This window comes from Ruegeria sp. (assembly GCF_040830605.1).
Taxonomy (GTDB): domain Bacteria; phylum Pseudomonadota; class Alphaproteobacteria; order Rhodobacterales; family Rhodobacteraceae; genus Ruegeria.
The window spans coordinates 15,151-33,340 of record NZ_JBFOMD010000006.1 but is presented as its reverse complement, the minus strand read 5'-3'; the positions used below and the strand labels follow the sequence as shown (position 1 = coordinate 33,340).

Below are 18,190 nucleotides of genomic sequence, written 5' to 3'. Positions count from 1 at the left end.
GTCGCCTCGGGCCAAACGGCAAAGAACTGAGGATAACGCTTGGAATTCTGGATCGTGGCAGGGTTGGCGGCCTATCTGATGGGCCTGTCCAAGGGCGGTGTGCCGATGATCGCGCTGCTCTCGGTGCCGCTCATGTCGCTGTTCATGGACCCGGCCATGGCGGCGGGTCTGCTGCTGCCGATCTACATCGTGGCCGACTGCTATGCCGTCTACCTGTTCCGCAAGGCGTTTTCCGTCCGCAACCTCAAGATCCTGCTGCCGGGCGCCGTCGGGGGCATCCTGACCGGGTTCGTCGCGGTGGCTTATGTGCCCGGCGACGCGGTCAAGCTGCTGGTCGCGGGGATCGGCCTGTCCTACCTCGTGACCGCGCTGCGTAACCGGTTTGCCAGGGGCGAGGTGCCCGCAAAACCCGCCGATGTTCCGCGCGGGCTGTTCTGGGGCACGCTGGCCGGGCTGACCAGCTATATCTCTCACGCCGGCGGGCCGCCGTTTCAGGCCTATGTTCTGCCGCAGCGGTTGGAGAAGATGGTGTATCTCGGCACCACGACCATCTTCTTCACCACCGTCAACCTGCTGAAAGTGCCGCCTTTCATGCTGGCGGGGCAGATCACCTGGGACAGCGCCGCGCAGGCGGCGTGGCTGGCACCGCTGGCGCTGGCAGGGGCGTGGAGCGGGGCGGCGATCTCGCGCATTCTGCCCGAGCGGGTGTTCTTTCTGCTGGTCGAGGTCGCGCTGGCGGTGGTGTCCTTCAAGCTGCTCTACGAGGTCGTGGCAACCTGATCGCGCTTCGGGTGCAGCGCCGTGCGGGCAAGGCCCGTGCGGCGCCCGGCCCAACGGGAGGAGAGGCCGCAAAAGCGGCCTTGACGACGGGCGGGACTGCCTCGTGTCAACGGGAAAGGCGGCGCCTCAGACTGCTGATAAACCTCGAGAATCGGAGGGGCAGGGAAATTGTTCCGCGCGCCGGCTGAATGGGTGCGACAAGGGCCGCGCCCGACCTTGGGTGGGCGCTTGCGAAACGCAGAAATAGTGCGGATCGTTCAAAACCTGAGCCCTTGTCGGAGATTTACGCGACATCGCAAATGCGCCCTCCCGGGGGGAGGGTCGGGCGCGGCCCGGGCTGATGCCCGTGCCAAACGGATTTGAAATGGTGTTTTGGAACAGTTTCCCGCATCTTGAGACCGGTTTGCAGGAGCCGGGGGTTTGTCAACGTTCTGAGGCGGCGCATCTAGCGCCGCCTTTGTCATCTCAATGAGGCGGGCCTCACTCCCAGCAGCTGACCAGAACCGTCATGCCCTGCGCCCTGCGGTTCAGCTCGTCGGGCGAGACCGGCTCACCCCCCGGGGTCTCCTGCGCGCTCAGCCCCGCCGAACTCAACAGATCGGTCAGCGCCGCCGCATCAGCGGCAAAGCTCACATCGCCCGGCAGGTCCTGCCCGGTTTTCGGCGTGGCCAGCAGCATGCCCAGAACCGAGCCGCCCGCGTCAAAGACCGGACCGCCCGCATCGCCCTCCTGCGCGGCCAGCGCCAGACGCGCCAGTTCGGCCTCGCCGCCCAGCCCGCGCACATCCGCCAGCGTGCCATAGGTCAGCGTCGGGGCGCCCAGAACTCCCTCGTAGGAATAGCCCGACAGCGTGATCTCGGATTGCAGCCGGGGCTCGGTGGTGGTCAGTTGCGCCACCGCCATCGGCGACAAGGCGTCGGTGGGCCGCAGCAGTGCCACGCCCAGATCCGCATCCGTGCTGATCACCTGCGCCTCATGCTCGCGGTCCAACGTGATCCGGGTACAGCCCTCGACCGCCTCGGCCACGGTGGCAACCGCGCCTTCGCCGTCGACATAGAAGCCCGAGCGCGACAGGCGCGGCTTGCGGATGGCAAGACCCGAGACCAGATCGACCCGCTGTTCGGCATTGGCACCGGCGCCGGCGTCCAGCACGCCCTCGATGCGCGAGAAGCTGGCTTTCATCGCCGCCAGAACCCGGGTGCGGCGCGCCTCGTCCCCCTCGGGCCAGACCAGGGTAAAGCCCTTGATCTCACCGTCTTTCAGCGCCGCTTCGGTGTATGAGACGATGCCGTTGCCGCGCCCCTCCAGCGTAAAGCTGTTCTTGGCCCGGTTGCGCGGGCCGTCGAGCGGCACGATCTCCAGCGTCTGCATCACGTCGTAGAGCCCGCGCAGGGTCGCCGCCGAGCCCTCCTGCGAGATCAGCAGCACCTGTGCGCCGATATCCGAGCTGCTTTCGAAATGGGCAAACGGCGCCTCGTAGCGGTCGAACCGGGTCACGGCCAGCGGCAGGTCGATCTCGATCCCGGTCTCGGTGTCGCTACGGCGTTGCATGCCCGCGCTGATCAGCGGCGCGTTGTACTCGTCCATCAGCACCTTGCGCTGCTGGGTGGTCAGAATGCCGGTGGCCTCGAACCCGTTGAACTGCTGCCAGTCGGCCATCGACCGGCGGGTGCCCCGGCCAAAAGCTCCGTCGATTGCCGAATTGTAGAACCCTGCGGCCTGCAGGGCGGTTTGCAGCCCCTTGCGCTCGTCCGCGGTCAAAAGGCGCTCGCTCTGACGGGCCTCGGCCGGGGTTTCGTCCGATGGCTGGGTCGGCGTCTGCACGGTGGCCTGCGGCTGCTCAGGCGCGGGCTGCACCGGCGGCGCGACCACGCCGCGGTTCAGGATGTTCGCGCCGATGGGCCAGAACTGCTGACCCAGCGAGTTCGACCGGGCAAGGAAACTGTCCTGCGGGATCTGCCGCTCGGCCCGGTAGACACGCAGCACCTGCTCGGCATCCGGGCGTGCGTAGGGCCCCAGCACGATGGCGTACCAGCCCTGGCCCAGCCGGAATCCGTTCACATCCGCCAGCGCGTTGGAATAGATCTGCGCCCGTGCCTGCGCCTCGCGCAGCGAGGGGTGTGCCTCGATTTGTACCCACATCGCCTCGCCCTGCTGTGCAAAGGCGGCGCGCAGGCCGAAGAAAAGAAAAAAAGCAATGGTTGAGAAAACCCGTGTCATCAGAAGTCCCGTGTTCCGGAAAGCCGTATCCTGGCTGCACCATAAGCAGCATTTTGCGCCAAATGCCATGCCCGCGGCGAGGGGAAAAACGGGTGTGGCCGTATCGCGACAGGCGGGGCGGTATTGGCCCGTTGACGCCCCCGGGCCCCTTGCATAGGAAAGGCGCAAACCATCGGAACCGCGCGATGAGCGCCCAGAGGGAACGTCATGACCGATCAGACCAGCGCGCCGCGCTCATTTCAGGAGATCATCCTGCGGCTGCAGACCTATTGGGCCTCCAAGGGCTGCGCCGTTCTGCAACCCTATGACATGGAAGTGGGGGCAGGGACGTTCCACCCGGCCACCACCTTGCGCGCGCTGGGCTCGAAACCCTGGGCGGCGGCCTATGTGCAGCCCTCGCGCCGCCCGACAGACGGGCGCTATGGCGAGAATCCCAACCGGTTGCAGCATTACTACCAGTACCAGGTGCTGATCAAACCCAGCCCGCCGGACTTGCAGGACCTGTATCTGGGTTCGCTTGAAGCCATCGGCATCGACATGGACCTGCATGACATCCGCTTTGTCGAGGATGACTGGGAGAGCCCGACCCTGGGCGCCTGGGGTCTGGGCTGGGAGGTCTGGTGCGACGGTATGGAAGTCAGCCAGTTCACCTATTTCCAGCAGGTCGGCGGCCATGACTGCGCGCCGGTCTCGGGTGAGCTGACCTATGGCCTGGAGCGGCTGGCCATGTATGTGCTGGGCATCGACCACGTGATGGACATGCCCTTCAACGACCCGCAATCGCCCAGCCCGCTGACCTATGGCGACATCTTCAAACAGACCGAAGAGGAATATGCCCGCTGGAACTTCGACGTGGCCAACACCGAGGTCCTGCTGCGCCATTTCGAAGAGGCCGAGGCCGAGTGCGCCGCGATCCTCGCGCAGGAGCATGACGACCCCAAGACCGGCAAGCGCATCGTCATGGCGCATCCCGCCTATGACCAGTGCATCAAGGCCAGCCACATCTTCAACTTGCTGGATGCGCGCGGCGTGATCTCGGTGACTGAGCGGCAGGCCTATATCGGCCGGGTGCGGGCACTGGCCAAGCAATGCGCCGATGCCTTCGTGCAGACCGGGGCCGGGGGCTATCAGGCCACCGCGCAATGACCGGCAGGCTCCTCGTCATCGTCCTGCTCGCCTGCGCCACGGCTGCGGGCATCGCCATGTATTACCTGCAGATCTACGGGTTCTATTATGAGGTGGCCGCGCAGCCCGGGCGCGATGTGCAATTGCTTCCCAAGGACGCCGATGCGCCGGAACCGATTGAATACACGGCGTTTCAGGCGATCGACGCCGACAGCTCTCCGATCCGCTACCGGGCCTGTTTCGAGACCGGGCTGAGCCTCGATACGCTGTCTGCCACATACATGGCCGCCGACGATCCCGAGCCGCTGATCGCGCCGGGCTGGTTCGACTGCTACGATGGTGTGGCCCTGGGCGAGGCATTGAAGGCCGGGACCGCCCGCGCCTATCTGGGCACCAAGAACATCCATTACGGCGTGGATCGTATCGTGGCCGTGACCGAGGACGGGCGGGGCTATGTCTGGCATGTGCTGAACAATTGCGGGCACAAGGCCTATGACGGCACCGTGGTGGGCGAGGAATGCCCGCCCCGACCGCAGAACTGATCGGCTGCGCATGGGCCAGACCTATCTGATACCCGATTTCCTGACCGCCACGCTGGGCTTTGCCGTCTATCTGCTGGGGGCCGAGATCAATACGCGGGTCGCGGCCCTGCGCCGCTTCAACATCCCCGAGCCGGTGACCGGCGGCCTTCTGGCCTCGCTGGTGGTGCTGGCGCTCTACCTGTTCTTCGGGGTGGAACTGTCGTTCGAACTGACCTCGCGCGATTTCCTGCTGGTCCTGTTCTTTGCCGGTATCGGCCTGAACGCGCGGCTGTCGGACCTGATCGCGGGCGGCAAACCACTGCTGCTGTTGCTGGTTCTGACACTGGCGACCATCTTGATGCAGAACGTGATCGGCGCGGCGGGGGCGGTTCTGTTCGGCTATCCGGCGCAGGCCGGGGTGCTGTTCGGCTCGGCGGCGCTGATCGGCGGGCACGGCACCGCCATCGCCTGGGCGCCCGAAGTGGCCGAGGCCACGGGACTTGAGGGCGCGACCGAGCTGGGCGTGGCCGTGGCCACGCTGGGCCTCGTGCTGGCCGCCCTCGTCGGCGGCCCGATTGCCCGCCTGCTGGTCGAAGGCCGCGACCTGAGCCCCAGCCGGCCGGATGAGGAACACACAGTGGGCGTGCCCGGCGACGTCAAGGCCGCGACCACCCGGATCGACCATCTGACGGTGATGCGGGTGCTGCTCTACCTCAACCTCGCCATCATCTCGGGCTACGCGCTGAGCGAGGCGATCACCGCCGCCGGGCTGAAACTGCCGCTCTTCGTGCCTTGCCTGATCATGGGCATCGTGATCTCGAACCTGCGCGCCGCGATTGCGCCCTCGGCCCCTCCGGTCTCGCGTACGCCGTCGCTGGCGCTGATCTCGGAATTTGCGCTGGGCGCGTTTCTGGCCATGTCGCTGATGAGCCTGCAGCTCTGGACCATTGCCGAGTTGGGTATCGTCATCGCCGCGATCATGGCGGCGCAGACACTGTTTGCGGTGGCTTTCGTGATCTGGGTGCTGTTCCCCGTCATGGGCGGCAATTACCGCGCTGCCGTGCTGGCCGCCGGTTTCGGGGGCTTTGCCCTGGGCGCGACCCCCACCGCCATCGCCAATATGACCGCCGTGACCAAGCGATATGGCCCGTCGCCTATTGCCTTTATCGTGCTCCCCCTTGTATCCGCCTTCTTCGTGGACATCGCCAATGCCATCGTCATCCAGACGATCGTCACTTTCTAAGGACCGACCATGCCCGACCTGCTGATCGAACTGTTTTCCGAGGAAATCCCCGCGCGCATGCAGACCCGTGCGGGCGAGGACTTGGAAAAGCGGATCACCGACGGTCTGGTCGAGGGGGGTCTGACCTATGCGGGTGCCGCCGCGCTGACCACACCGCGCCGCCTGACGCTCGCGGTCGAGGGGCTGCTGGCCGAAAGCCCCACCATCCGCGAGGAACGCAAGGGGCCCAAGGTGGGTGCGCCCGACAAGGCGGTCGAGGGGTTCCTGCGCGGCGCCGGCATCACCCGCGACCAGCTTGAGGAACGCGACACGCCCAAGGGTGCGGTCTATTTCGCCACCATCGAAAAGCCGGGCCGCCCGGCCGCTGACATCGTGGCCGAGGTGCTTGAGGCGACCATCCGCAACTTCCCCTGGCCCAAGTCGATGCGCTGGGGCGGCGGGGCCTTGCGCTGGGTGCGCCCGCTGCATTCGATCCTCTGCATTCTGAGCGACGAGACGGGTGCTGAGGTCGTTCCGCTGGAGGTCGAGGGCATCGCTGCCGGTGACAGCACCGAAGGCCACCGCTTCATGGCCCCGGGCCGGTTTTCCGTCGCGTCTTTCGAGGATTACGCGGCAAAGCTCAAGCGCGCCTTCGTGGTCCTGTCGCCTGCCGAGCGGGCTGAGCATATCTGGAACGACGCCCAGAACCTCGCCTTTGCCGCCGGGCTTGAGGTGGTCGAGGACAAGGGGCTGCTGGCCGAAGTGGCCGGGCTGGTGGAATGGCCCGTGGTGCTGATGGGCGAGATCGACGCGGAATTCCTCGATCTTCCTCCGGAAGTACTGCAGACCTCGATGAAAGAGCATCAGAAATTCTTCTCGGTCCGCAATCCGAAAACGGGCCGGATCGAACGCTTCATCACAGTGGCCAACCGCGAGACGGCGGATAATGGCGCGACCATTCTGGCGGGCAATCAGAAAGTGCTGTCGGCGCGGTTGGCCGATGCCAAGTTCTTTTGGGAAAACGACCTGCGCGTTGCCACATCGGACATGAGCCAGTGGACGGACGCCTTGGAAAACGTGACCTTCCACAACAAGCTCGGTAGCCAGGGCGACCGCATCCGCCGCATCGCTGCGCTGGCGCGCGAGTTGGCCCCGGTAACCGGTGCGGATGCCGATCAGGCCGAGAAGGCGGCGAAACTGGCCAAGGCCGATCTGAACTCGGAAATGGTTTATGAATTCCCCGAACTTCAGGGGCTTATGGGTCGGTATTACATCGAAGCCGCGGGCGAGGACGTTGCGGTGGCCGCCGTGGCGCAAGAGCATTACTCGCCGCTCGGGCCGTCCGACGAGGTGCCCACCGCGCCGCTTTCGGTGACCGTGGCGCTGGCCGACAAGCTGGACACGCTGACCGGGTTCTGGGCGATTGATGAAAAGCCCACCGGCTCGAAAGACCCGTTTGCGCTGCGCCGCGCGGCGTTGGGGGTGATCCGGTTGGTTTTGGTCAATGGGCTAGGGCACTCGTGGCGTGAAATCATCTCTATTGCAATGCGAGCGGCCTTTGGCGCTCGATACTCTTCTAGCAACGCAACAGCGATAATGTGGATCAAGGAGTATATCTCGTATTTGCCGAGTGAGTTTAGCAAGAAATACTCGAAGTCATTGGCGAGAGAGAGGTACACCAGCGACCAACTTGCAAAGATGCTGGAAGAGGCAAAAAACATGGGTATCTTGGACTCCGCTTATTCAGTGGAGAGTCCGGAAATTGAAAACAGCTTCTGGGAGTTTCTTCATGATCGTCTCAAAGTTTTCCTCCGCGACGAGGGAATCCGTCACGACGTTATCGACGCTTGCATCGCGATGGACCGCAACGACGACCTTACTTTGCTGGTCAAAAGGGCCCGGGCGCTGAACGCGGTGATTGCGACCGAGGATGGCGAAAACCTCGTGCAGGGGTTCAAGCGGGCCAACAACATCCTCACCCAGGCAGAGGAGAAGGACGGGGTGGAATACTCGTTCGGAGCGGATGCGAAGTTTGCCCAGACCGAGAGCGAGAAGACCCTGTTTGCCGCGCTGGATGCGGCGCAGGACAGGATCGCGCCCGCGCTCGAGGCCGAGGATTTCCCCGCTGCCATGTCCGCCATGGCCGGCCTGCGCGCGCCGATCGACGCCTTCTTTGAAGAGGTGCAGGTCAACACCGACAACGACATCGTCCGCCGCAACCGCCTGAACCTGCTGAGCCAGATCCGCACGGTGTGTTCCAGCGTCGCGGACTTAACTCGCATCGAGGGGTGAGGCGCGCCCTTGAGATCGGTCCGGTGAACCGATTTCAGCGCCGAACGGGCGGAGCCCCGGGAAAGGCGTTTGCAAACGCCTTGAAGAAAGCGGTTTGAAAACCGCTTTCCAAGCCGCTTCCAAGCGGCTTTCTTCCCCGTTACGCCCGGATTGCGCGGGATCAGCCCCTTGCGCCACGCCCAAACCTTCTTATGCTGCGGCGAAACCAAAAGGTGCCGCAGTGCAGAATAATCCGGATACAACCCTCATCACCGCCGACGCGCCGGTGGCCGCGAACACCCATGGCGGGCGGGCGAAATGCCTGCAGCGTCTGGTCCGGCTCGACCTGCCGGTGCCGCGCACTGTGGCGCTGTCCTTTGACGCGGTGCATGAGATTGCCGAGGGCCGGATGCCCGATCTGGCGGCCATTCTGGGGCAGTTCGATCCCACGTCGCTGTTGTGCGTGCGGCCCAGCTCCGAGGACCCGGACTGGGGTGGGCCGGGGGCGGTACTGAATATCGGCATGAACGACGCGCGCTACGTGGACCTGTCGGACGCGATGGGGGTCGAGGCGGCGGCGGCGCTCTATCTGCGCTTTGTGCAAAGCTATGCGATCCACGTGGCCCGGCTGGACCCGGATGTGTTCGACGATGTCGAGGCGGATGGCCGCGAGGGGCTGAAACAGTCGCTGCGCGCCTATGAGGACGAGACCGACGAGAGCTTTCCGCAGGACCCCGGCGAGCAGCTGAGCGCCGTTTTGCGCTCGATGGCCCGCGCGTGGGAAGGCACCTCGGCCCGCCTGCTGCGGCAGGCCAAGGGCGCGCCCGCAGATGCCGGGCTGGGGCTGGTGGTGCAGGAGATGATCCCGGGGCTGGGGCTGGGCGAATGCGGCTCGGGCGTGTTGCAGCTGGTCGATCCGGCCACCGGGCGCCCGCAGATCACCGGGCGCTACCTGAGCCAGAGCCAGGGCCGCGATGCGCTGGGCGAGGATGTGGCAGCGCTTTATCTGGAAAAGGACACGCGCGGCCCGTCGCTTGAGGATGTGGCGCCCGAGGCCTTCGTCGCCATCAAGGATCATGCGGCGCTGATGCGCGAGAAGCTGCGCGAAGAGATGCAGGTGGAGTTCGTGATCGAGAATGGCCGCGTGCATATTCTCGACGGGGTGCGGGTGCCGCGCAGCGCCCGTGCGGGCGTGCGGATTGCCGTGCGTCTGGCCGAGGACGGCATCATCCCGCCGCAGGAGGCGGTGATGCGGGTCGATCCGCATTCGCTGAACGAGCTGCTGCACCGCCAGGTCCATCCCAAGACCGAGCGCGACGTGCTGACCACCGGCATCGCCGCCAGTCCGGGCGCGGCCTCGGGCCGGATCGTCTTTACCGCCGCCGAGGCGCAGGCCAGTGCCGCGCGCGGCGAGCCCTGTATCCTGGTGCGCCGCGAAACCTCGCCCGAGGATGTGCGGGGCATGCATGCCGCCGTGGCGGTGTTGACCGAAAAGGGCGGCATGACCAGCCACGCCGCCGTGATCGGCCGGGGTCTGGGCCTGCCCTGCATCGTCGGCGCGTCCGAGATGCGGTTTCAGACCAAGAAGAAACTGCTGACCGCCCCGGATGGCCGCATCTTCAAGACCGGCGACATCCTGACCATCGACGGCAGCTCCGGGCAGGTTCTGGCCGGCGAGCCCGAGATGCTCGAGGCGGCGCTGGACGATTGTTTCCAGACCCTGATGGGCTGGGCCGATGCCGAGCGCGATATCGGCATCCGCGCCAATGCCGACACCCCCGCCGACGCCCAGACCGCGCGCAATTTCGACGCGCAGGGGATCGGGCTCTGCCGGACCGAGCACATGTTCTTTGATCCGGGCCGCCTGATCGTGATGCGCGAGATGATTTTTGCCCAGACCTCCAAGGGCCGGGCCGCCGTACTGGAACGGCTGCTGCCGATGCAGCGCGAGGATTTCGTTCAGCTTTTCCGCATCATGAAGGGCCAGCCGGTCTGCATCCGCTTGTTCGATCCGCCCCTGCACGAGTTTCTGCCCACCACGCGCACCGGCCAGCGCGAACTGGCCGAGGCGCTGGATCTGCCGGTCTCGGATGTCGAGCGCCGGGTGGACGCGATGAGCGAATACAACCCGATGCTGGGGCTGCGCGGCGTGCGCCTGGGCGTGACCGTGCCCGAGATCTACGACATGCAGGCTCGCGCCATTTTCGAGGCGACGCTCGAGGCCAGCAAGGAAGGCGCGCCGGTGGTGCCGGAGATCATGATCCCGCTGGTCTCGGCCAAGCGCGAGGTGGAACTGGTCAAGGCCCGGATCGACTCGGTCGCGGCTTCGGTCGCCTCGGAGGGCGGGCAGGAGTTCGACTATCGCCTGGGCGTGATGGTGGAAACGCCGCGCGCGTGCCTGCGCGCCGATGAGATCGCGCCGCATACCGCGTTCCTGAGCTTTGGCACCAACGACCTGACCCAGATGGCCTATGGCCTGTCGCGCGACGATGCGGGCCGCTTCATGTCGGCCTATGTCCGGCAGGGCGTGTTCATCGAAGACCCGTTCCACGTGCTGGATGTGGACGGGGTGGGCGAGCTTTTGCAACTGGGGGCGGAACGCGGACGCCGGGCACAGCCCGAGGTTACCCTGTCGGTTTGCGGCGAGCATGGCGGCAACCCCGAATCAATCGCCTTTTGCCGGGATGCCGGGTTCGACTATGTGTCCTGTTCCCCCTTCCGGGTGCCGGTCGCTCGGCTGGCTGCCGCTCAACTGGCGATTTCGTCCAAACTTGGTGGTTGACACGGCCCGTCCACCATAAATTTAGTGGCAAAAAGCCGCCGATCGCAGGGTGAGCCAACCCGCTATCGGCAAGATTCCACTTGTCTTTTCCGCAAAACTGGACGTTCCGCGCCGACTGGTCTAAGAGCCACCTCGCGCCCGCCGGGGGAGGGTATGGCGCGTATTGTGCCTGTGCGAGGTTTTCTGATGATACGTATCGTTGTGGCGGCTGCCATGGTGATGGTGTTTGCGTTGCCGAACCCATCCTTTGCCGAACGAGAAAAAGACTATGTAACCGGACAAGACCAAGTGTCCCGCAGTGAGCTGCCGGGGCAGAGGTTCCGTCAATACCTGAACGTGTTCAAGCCGCGAAAGCAGGCGAAACCGGTCAAGGTGAGCTATACCCGCAACTGGCTGGACCAGCGGCCCAAGGCCGCCGGTGACGACAACTGGCAATGCCTGGCCGAGGCGCTGTACTTCGAGGCGCGCGGTGAGACGGTCAAGGGCCAGTTCGCCGTTGCCGAGGTGATCCTGAACCGGGTCGAGAGCACGCGCTTTCCCAACACGCTGTGCGGCGTGATCAAGCAGGGAACCGGGCGCAAGTTTCAGTGCCAGTTCACCTATACCTGTGACGGGCGCAAGGAAGTCATTGCCGAGAAAAAGGCGTTCGAGCGGGTGGCCAAGGTGGCCCGCGCCGCCATTGACGGCGTCGGCGGCGGCCTGACTGAGGGCGCCACCCATTACCACACCAAGGCGGTGCGCCCGTCCTGGTCGCGGGTCTACGAGGAAACCGCGCGGATTGGTGTGCATATCTTCTATCGTCACAACTACCGCACGGCCAGTAACTGAGGCTGGACGGAACAAGAGGCCGGATACCGGTGGGCAGAGCGGCGTTTCGCGTTTTCTCGCGGACGCCGCAATCCGTTGCTGGTGTGGCGCTTGTGAGGCTGTTATAGCCGCGCGCGACCCTTATGCTGGTCGAACCTGATCTGTCCGAGCCCGAAAAGGCCACGCTCATGAGCTCTGAAATCCGCCTCGCCTTTGCCCATCCGTCCGAACGGTCCGAGGCCACTGCGCCGCTGGGGCCGCTCGACCGCATCTCGCTGCGCGATCATATCGTCGAGGTCGAGATCGGCGCCTTTCAGGCCGAACGGGGCACGACGCAGCGGATCTGTTTCAACATCGTGGTCGAGGTCAAGCCGCTGACCGGCCCCATCGATGACGATGTGGACCGCATCCTGTCCTATGACCGGGTGACCGAAGCGATTGCGCATGAGCTGGCCGCCGAGCGTCTGAACCTGCTGGAGACCCTGGCCGAGCGGGTGGCCGAGCGCATCCTGCTGGAACCGCAGGCGGTGCGCGCCTTTGTCCGCATCGAAAAGCTGGATCGCGGCCCCGGCGCGCTGGGGGTCGAGATCGTGCGCGGCAAGGATGCCGTACATCACGATGTGGAAGAGGAAGAGCGCCCGCATCCCCGGCTGGTCTATCTGTCGAACGAAGCGATTGCCTCGCCCAACCTGTCGGCCTGGATCGACCAGCTGGAACACCGCCGGCGCCCGCTGATCCTGTGCGTCGGCGCCGCCGATCTGCCCGCGCCGCAGACCGGCCACGCGATGACCCAGCGCCGGATCGACCTCTTGGCCATCGAACAGAATGCCTGGGCCCTCGCCGCGCGCGATTTCCGCTGCGTCGTGGTCTCGACCCGGACCGAGCTGGATTGGGCGATGAAGAACGGCCAGATCTGCGTCTGGGCGCCGTCGAAGATCGTGCTGGACGCGGTGGATGGGCCCTCGGCCAAGCCGTCGGACGCGGTGGCGCTGGCCGCCTGGTTCGCCGCCACGTTCGAGGCCAGCGAGATGCTGGTGATCGGCGGCGATCTGCCCGCCGACCCCAGCGTGCCGCTGCGCGCGGTGTCGGTGGAGCAGGCCGAACTGTGAGCGACTATTACCGTCCGCTGGTGCAGCATGGCCCGGCCCGTCCCGATGGCGCCTTGCCGTTGGCCGGAGGGGACCTGTGGTTCACCCATGCCGAGCGTTTGTCCCGCGATGCCGCACCACGCGTGGTCAGCGCCGATGCCATTCCCGGTGATGTGCGGGACCGTCTGACCGCCCCGCGCGCGCCCATTGCCGGTCTGGACATGGCGCAGCCGCAGATCATGGGCATCCTCAATATAACGCCCGACAGTTTTTCGGATGGCGGGCGGCACGATACGGTCGAAACCGCCCGGGCCGCCGCCGCCGACATGGCGGCACATGGCGCCACCATCCTCGATATCGGTGGCGAATCCACCCGGCCCGGTGCCGATTTCATCCCCGAAGCGCAGGAGATCGCCCGCACCGTCCCGGTGATCGAGGCGATCCGGGCGGAAACCGATACGCTGATCTCCATCGACACCCGCAAGGCTGCCGTGGCCGATGCCGCGCTGGCTGCCGGGGCCGGTCTGGTCAACGATGTCTCGGGCTTTACCTTCGATCCGGCGCTGGCGCCGCAATGCGCCGAGGCACAGGTGCCGGTGTGCGTCATGCACATGCAGGGCGATCCCGCCACGATGCAGGACAACCCCGAATATGAAAACGTGCTGCTGGACGTTTACGACTTCCTCGCGGGCCAGATCGCCCGGCTGGAGGCACTTGGGCTTACCCGTGCGCAGATCGTGGTCGATCCCGGCATCGGTTTCGGCAAGACCGAGGACCACAACCTGACGCTGCTGCGCAATCTGAGCCTGTTTCACGGGCTGGGCTGCCCGATCCTGCTGGGCGTGTCGCGCAAGGGTTTCATCGGACGTATCGGGCAGGCGCCGCGCGCCGATGCCCGCGCACCGGGCTCGATCGCCGCCGCCCTGGCCGGTCTGGCGCAGGGGGTGCAGATCGTCCGGGTGCACGATGTCGCGCAGACCGCGCAGGCCTTGCGTCTGTGGTCCGCCGTCCGCTAAGCCTGTCTCGCCAATAGTTGAGAAAGAGTGAAAGCCATGCGCAAGCTGTTCGGAACCGATGGGGTGCGGGGCACCGCCAACACCCATCCGATGACCGCCGAGATGGCGCTGCGCATGGGCGCGGCGGTGGGGCGTTACTTCCGCCGCGATGCCAGCGGTGTCCACCGGGTGGTGATCGGCAAGGATACGCGGCTGTCGGGCTACATGTTCGAGAACGCGCTGACGGCGGGGCTGACCTCCACCGGCATGAACGTGCTCTTGCTGGGGCCGGTGCCGACCCCTGCGGTGGGGCTGATGACCCGCTCGATGCGGGCCGATCTGGGCGTGATGATCTCGGCCAGCCACAACCCGGCCGAGGATAATGGCATCAAGTTCTTCGGCCCCGACGGCTACAAGCTGTCCGATCAGGCCGAGCTTGAGATCGAGGCGCTGATCGACGCGGGCGTGAACCCGGCGCAGGCGCAGAATATCGGGCGGGCCCGGCGGGTGGATGACGCGCGGTTCCGCTATGGCGAGCGGGTCAAGTCCTCGCTTCCCCGCGATCTGCGGCTCGAAGGGCTCAAGGTGGTGATCGACTGCGCCAACGGCGCTGCACACCGCGCTGCGCCCGAAATCCTGTGGGAGCTGGGCGCCGACGTGATCCCGCTGGGCGTCGCACCCGACGGCAAGAACATCAATCTCGGCTGCGGGTCGACCCAACCGCAGGCCGCCTCCGAAACCGTCGTCGCCCATGGCGCCCATGTGGGCATCTGTCTGGACGGGGACGCCGACCGGGTGATCCTGATCGACGAGACCGGCACGGTGGCCGATGGCGATCAGCTTATGGCGCTGCTGGCCTCGCGCTGGGCCGCTGACGGGCAGCTCAGCGGCGGGGCGCTGGTGGCGACGGTGATGTCCAACCTCGGACTGGAACGCTATCTGGACGGGCAGGGGCTGCGGCTGGAACGCACCGCCGTCGGCGACCGCTATGTGGTCGAACGGATGCGCGAGGGCGGGTTCAACCTGGGCGGCGAACAATCGGGCCATATCGTGATGAGCGACTATGCCACCACCGGCGACGGGCTGATGGCGGGGCTGCATTTCCTGGCCGAGATGGTGCGCTCGGGCCGTCCGGCCTCGGAACTGGCGCAGCAGTTCGAGCGCGTGCCGCAATTGCTGAAAAACGTCCGCTTTGAAGCCGGTCAGACCCCGCTGGAGCTGCCGCAGGTGCAGACCGCGATTGCTGAGGCCGAAGGCGCGCTGAACGGCAAGGGCCGCCTGCTGATCCGCAAATCCGGCACCGAGCCGCTGATCCGCGTGATGGCCGAATGCGAGGATGAGGGGCTGCTGGAGCGCACCGTGGATTCCGTGGTGGACGCAGTGGCGGACGCGGTCTCGGCCTGAGCCTAGCCGCGCCCGAACAGCCGCCGCAGCGCGCCATACTGGCTGAGGCCGACGCCACAGAGGATCAGCAGCAGCGCCCAGAGCAGGGCGGGCGGCAAGGGCTCGCCCAGCAGCGCCGCGCCCAGAACCACCGACCAGACCGGCACCTGATAATTGGTCAGGCTCATGAAGACCGGCCCGGCGGTGCGCACCACGGTCACGCGCAACAGGTTGGCCGCCGCCGTGGGCACCATGCCCAGAAAGGCCACCAGCCACAGGGTTCTCTGATCGGGCAGGGGCGGCGGCCCCTCGACGGCCCAGGCCAGCGGGATCACGCCAAAGGCACCAATCAGCAGCAGAACGGCGGACAGGCCCACCGGGTCCACCGGGGGCAGGCGGCGCATCAGGATCGAGGTGACCGCATAACAGGCCGCGGCCGCCAGACAGGCCAGCCGCCCCGGCAACTCACGCACGTCGCCCGAGCTTTCGAAGGCCTGTGAGCCCATCAGCAGCGAAACGCCGACAAACCCGACGCAGAACCCTAGCGCCCGGCGCCAGGTCATCCGCTCTCCCGGCACCATGAAATGCGCCAGCGGCAGCACCATCAGCGCGGTCGAGGCCATGGAGACGCCGGTAAAGCCCGAGGTCACGTATTGCTGCCCCCACGAGATCAGCGCGAACGGCACCGCCGAGCTGAGCAACGCGATCAGGATCAGTGATCTCCGGTCCGGCCCGGTGAGCGGCGCGGTGAACAGCCGCCCGCCCAGCATCTGCCAGACCGCGCAACTCAAGAGCGCGCCAAACCCGATGCGGAAGGCGGCCAGCCAGAATGGCGTCAGCCCCTCCAGCGCAAGCTCGATCACCATGAAGGTGCCGCCCCAGACAAAGCCGAGAATGGCAACCATGATCCAGCTGCGTGCGGTGATGTCAGGGCTTTGGCTCACTGTGTCCCCCGGAAATCCGAAAGGCACAGAAACCGGGTCTGGCATCGGCGTCAATCCCGGAGTTGGCGCGAAGGGTCCAGTTGTGGACAAGACTTGGCACGGTGTCCCACCCAGACACCTCAGTTGACATTATGTAAGTACATACTTACCGTAAGTTATGACTTACATAGATTCTCTCTCCGCCCTGGCCGATCCGACCCGGCGACAGGTTTTTGAGGTGATTGCCGCCACCCCCAGCCCCGTGGGCGCCGTGGCCGCAAAACTGCCCGTCAGCCGCCCTGCCGTGTCGCAGCATCTGAAGGTGTTGTCCGATGCCGGTCTGGTGATGTGCCGCGCCCAGGGCACCCGCCGGATCTATGCAGTCCGGCCCGAGGGACTGGCGGACCTGCGGGAATGGCTCGACCAGTTCTGGACCAAGGCCCTGGACAGCTTTGCCAGTGAAATCAACGACAAGGAGGCGGATCGCCATGACTGACCCGATCGTGAAGACAGTAGACGTCAACTGCTCTGCCGCGCATGCTTTCGAGGTGTTCGTGACCCGGATTTCCGACTGGTGGCCGCTGGATGGGCATGCCGTGTCGGCCGCGTCCGGGAAGCCTGCGCAGTCGGTAACGATCGAGCCGCGCGTAGGTGGGGCGGTCTATGAGACCATGCATGACGGAGGCCGCGCCGACTGGGGCAAAGTGCTGGAGTTTGAGCCGGGCCGCAGGCTTGCGATGACCTGGCATCCGGGCAACAACGCCGATGCGCCCACACGGGTCGAGGTGGAGTTCGCGGATGCAGGCGGCAAGACCCGGGTCACGCTAACCCATTCGGAATGGGAGGTCTGGGGCGCTGAAGCGGCTGCCAAACGCGGCAATTACGACAGCGGCTGGGATTACGTGTTCGGAGAACGCTATGCGGGCGCCATCGCCGCCTGAGCCACGAAAAAGGGCGGCCCGCTGGACCGCCCTTTGTTCGAACCGGGGATGGCTCAGTTCTTCGACTTGTCGACCATCTTGCCGGCCGAGATCCACGGCATCATGCCGCGCAGCTTCTCGCCGACCTGTTCGATCTGATGCTCGTCATTGGCGCGGCGCGACGCCTTGATGGTCGGTTGGCCGACCGCGTTCTCCAGCATGAAGTCGCGCACGAACTTGCCCTGCTGGATGTCGTTCAGAACCTCTTTCATGCGCGCTTTGGTTTCGTCGTATTTCAGAATGCGCGGGCCGGTGACGTACTGGCCGTATTCGGCGGTGTTCGAGATCGAGTAATCCATGTTGGCGATGCCGCCTTCGTAGATCAGGTCGACGATCAGCTTCACCTCGTGCAGACATTCGAAATAGGCCATCTCGGGCGCGTAGCCTGCTTCGACCAGGGTCTCGAAGCCGCAGCGGATCAGCTCGACCAGACCGCCGCACAGAACCGCCTGCTCACCGAACAGGTCGGTTTCGCATTCCTCGCGGAAGTTGGTCTCGATGATGCCCGAGCGGCCGCCACCGATGGCCGAGCAGTAGCTCAGGCCGGTTTCCAGCGCCTTGCCGGTGGCGTCGGTGTGAACCGCCACCAGGCAGGGCACGCCGCCGCCTTTGGTGTATTCGCCGCGCACGGTGTGGCCGGGGCCCTTGGGGGCCATCATGATGACGTCGACGCCCTTTTTCGGCTCGATCAGGCCGAAATGCACGTTCAGGCCGTGAGCGAAGGCGATGGCGGCACCGGGCTTGATGTTGTCATGGACGTATTTCTTGTAGGTCTCGGCCTGCAGCTCGTCGGGCATGGTGAACATGATGACGTCACACCAGGCCGCGGCCTCGGCGATGCCCATCACCTGCAGGCCTTCGGCTTCGGCTTTCTTGGCGGAGGCCGAGCCTTCGCGCAGAGCGACGACCAGGTTCTTGGCGCCCGAGTCGCGCAGGTTCAGCGCGTGGGCGTGGCCCTGGCTGCCATAGCCCAGAATCGCCACTTTCTTGTCCTTGATCAGGTTGATGTCGCAATCACGATCGTAATAGACGCGCATTTTGCCGGTCCTTTCTGTTTCGATTGCGGTGCTTTTATCCGGTCGTTTTGCACTTT

Annotated in this window: 15 protein-coding genes; 12 read left to right on the top strand and 3 right to left on the bottom strand. The window is 65.5% G+C overall.

The genetic code is table 11. The features are described 5' to 3' along the window. Window positions 1-39: 39 nt before the first annotated feature. Window positions 40-780 (top strand): sulfite exporter TauE/SafE family protein, encoded by a 741-nt coding sequence (locus AB3N21_RS10635; protein WP_367935218.1) that lies wholly within the window; start codon window positions 40-42, stop codon window positions 778-780. 480 nt (window positions 781-1,260) lie between these two features. Here AB3N21_RS10635 and AB3N21_RS10630 read toward each other — a convergent pair whose 3' ends face one another. Then, window positions 1,261-3,000, bottom strand: a complete 1,740-nt coding sequence (locus tag AB3N21_RS10630) for a serine protease (RefSeq protein ID WP_367935217.1) — start codon at window positions 2,998-3,000, stop codon at window positions 1,261-1,263. Between the two features lie 207 nt (window positions 3,001-3,207). Here AB3N21_RS10630 and AB3N21_RS10625 point away from each other — a divergent pair, with 207 nt between their 5' ends. The 9 genes from AB3N21_RS10625 (at window position 3,208) to glmM (ending at window position 15,215) form a co-directional block, all read left to right on the top strand. Continuing rightward, on the top strand, window positions 3,208-4,146 hold the full coding sequence (locus AB3N21_RS10625) for a glycine--tRNA ligase subunit alpha (protein WP_367935216.1): 939 nt from the start codon (window positions 3,208-3,210) through the stop codon (window positions 4,144-4,146). Further along, window positions 4,143-4,667, top strand: a complete 525-nt coding sequence (locus tag AB3N21_RS10620; RefSeq protein WP_367935215.1) for a DUF6446 family protein — start codon at window positions 4,143-4,145, stop codon at window positions 4,665-4,667. Before AB3N21_RS10625 ends, AB3N21_RS10620 begins: the two co-directional genes overlap by 4 nt. Window positions 4,668-4,677: 10 nt before the next feature. Beyond that, on the top strand, window positions 4,678-5,889 hold the full coding sequence (gltS, locus tag AB3N21_RS10615; protein ID WP_367935214.1) for a sodium/glutamate symporter: 1,212 nt from the start codon (window positions 4,678-4,680) through the stop codon (window positions 5,887-5,889). 9 nt (window positions 5,890-5,898) lie between these two features. Then, entirely contained in the window at window positions 5,899-8,160 is a 2,262-nt protein-coding gene (glyS, locus tag AB3N21_RS10610; protein WP_367935213.1) for a glycine--tRNA ligase subunit beta, read from the top strand. Between the two features lie 220 nt (window positions 8,161-8,380). Then, on the top strand, window positions 8,381-10,921 hold the full coding sequence (locus AB3N21_RS10605) for a putative PEP-binding protein (protein ID WP_367935212.1): 2,541 nt from the start codon (window positions 8,381-8,383) through the stop codon (window positions 10,919-10,921). Window positions 10,922-11,107: 186 nt separating this feature from the next. Beyond that, a complete protein-coding gene (locus AB3N21_RS10600) occupies window positions 11,108-11,749 on the top strand; it encodes a cell wall hydrolase (RefSeq protein ID WP_367935211.1) in 642 nt (213 codons plus the stop codon). 167 nt (window positions 11,750-11,916) lie between these two features. Beyond that, window positions 11,917-12,837 carry a dihydroneopterin aldolase gene (locus tag AB3N21_RS10595; protein WP_367935275.1) on the top strand — a complete coding sequence of 307 codons (921 nt, stop codon included), beginning with the start codon at window positions 11,917-11,919 and terminating at the stop codon, window positions 12,835-12,837. Further along, complete coding sequence (gene folP, locus AB3N21_RS10590; protein ID WP_367935210.1) at window positions 12,834-13,832, top strand: dihydropteroate synthase; 999 nt, start codon at window positions 12,834-12,836, stop codon at window positions 13,830-13,832. The genes AB3N21_RS10595 and folP overlap by 4 nt, the downstream gene beginning before the upstream one ends. 36 nt (window positions 13,833-13,868) lie before the next feature. Continuing rightward, entirely contained in the window at window positions 13,869-15,215 is a 1,347-nt protein-coding gene (gene glmM, locus AB3N21_RS10585) for a phosphoglucosamine mutase (RefSeq protein ID WP_367935209.1), read from the top strand. A 2-nt stretch (window positions 15,216-15,217) separates the two neighbouring features. Here glmM and AB3N21_RS10580 read toward each other — a convergent pair whose 3' ends face one another. After that, window positions 15,218-16,138: a DMT family transporter gene (locus tag AB3N21_RS10580; protein WP_367935208.1), complete on the bottom strand. Its 921-nt coding sequence runs from the start codon at window positions 16,136-16,138 to the stop codon at window positions 15,218-15,220. Between the two features lie 157 nt (window positions 16,139-16,295). On the opposite strand from AB3N21_RS10580, the gene AB3N21_RS10575 reads away from it, so the two are divergent. Further along, a complete protein-coding gene (locus AB3N21_RS10575) occupies window positions 16,296-16,613 on the top strand; it encodes an ArsR/SmtB family transcription factor (RefSeq protein WP_367935207.1) in 318 nt (105 codons plus the stop codon). Continuing rightward, window positions 16,606-17,058 (top strand): SRPBCC domain-containing protein, encoded by a 453-nt coding sequence (locus AB3N21_RS10570; RefSeq protein ID WP_367935206.1) that lies wholly within the window; start codon window positions 16,606-16,608, stop codon window positions 17,056-17,058. Before AB3N21_RS10575 ends, AB3N21_RS10570 begins: the two co-directional genes overlap by 8 nt. Window positions 17,059-17,111: 53 nt before the next feature. On the opposite strand, the gene ilvC is transcribed toward AB3N21_RS10570, so the two are convergent. After that, window positions 17,112-18,134 (bottom strand): ketol-acid reductoisomerase, encoded by a 1,023-nt coding sequence (gene ilvC / locus AB3N21_RS10565; RefSeq protein ID WP_367935205.1) that lies wholly within the window; start codon window positions 18,132-18,134, stop codon window positions 17,112-17,114. Window positions 18,135-18,190 lie beyond the last annotated feature (56 nt).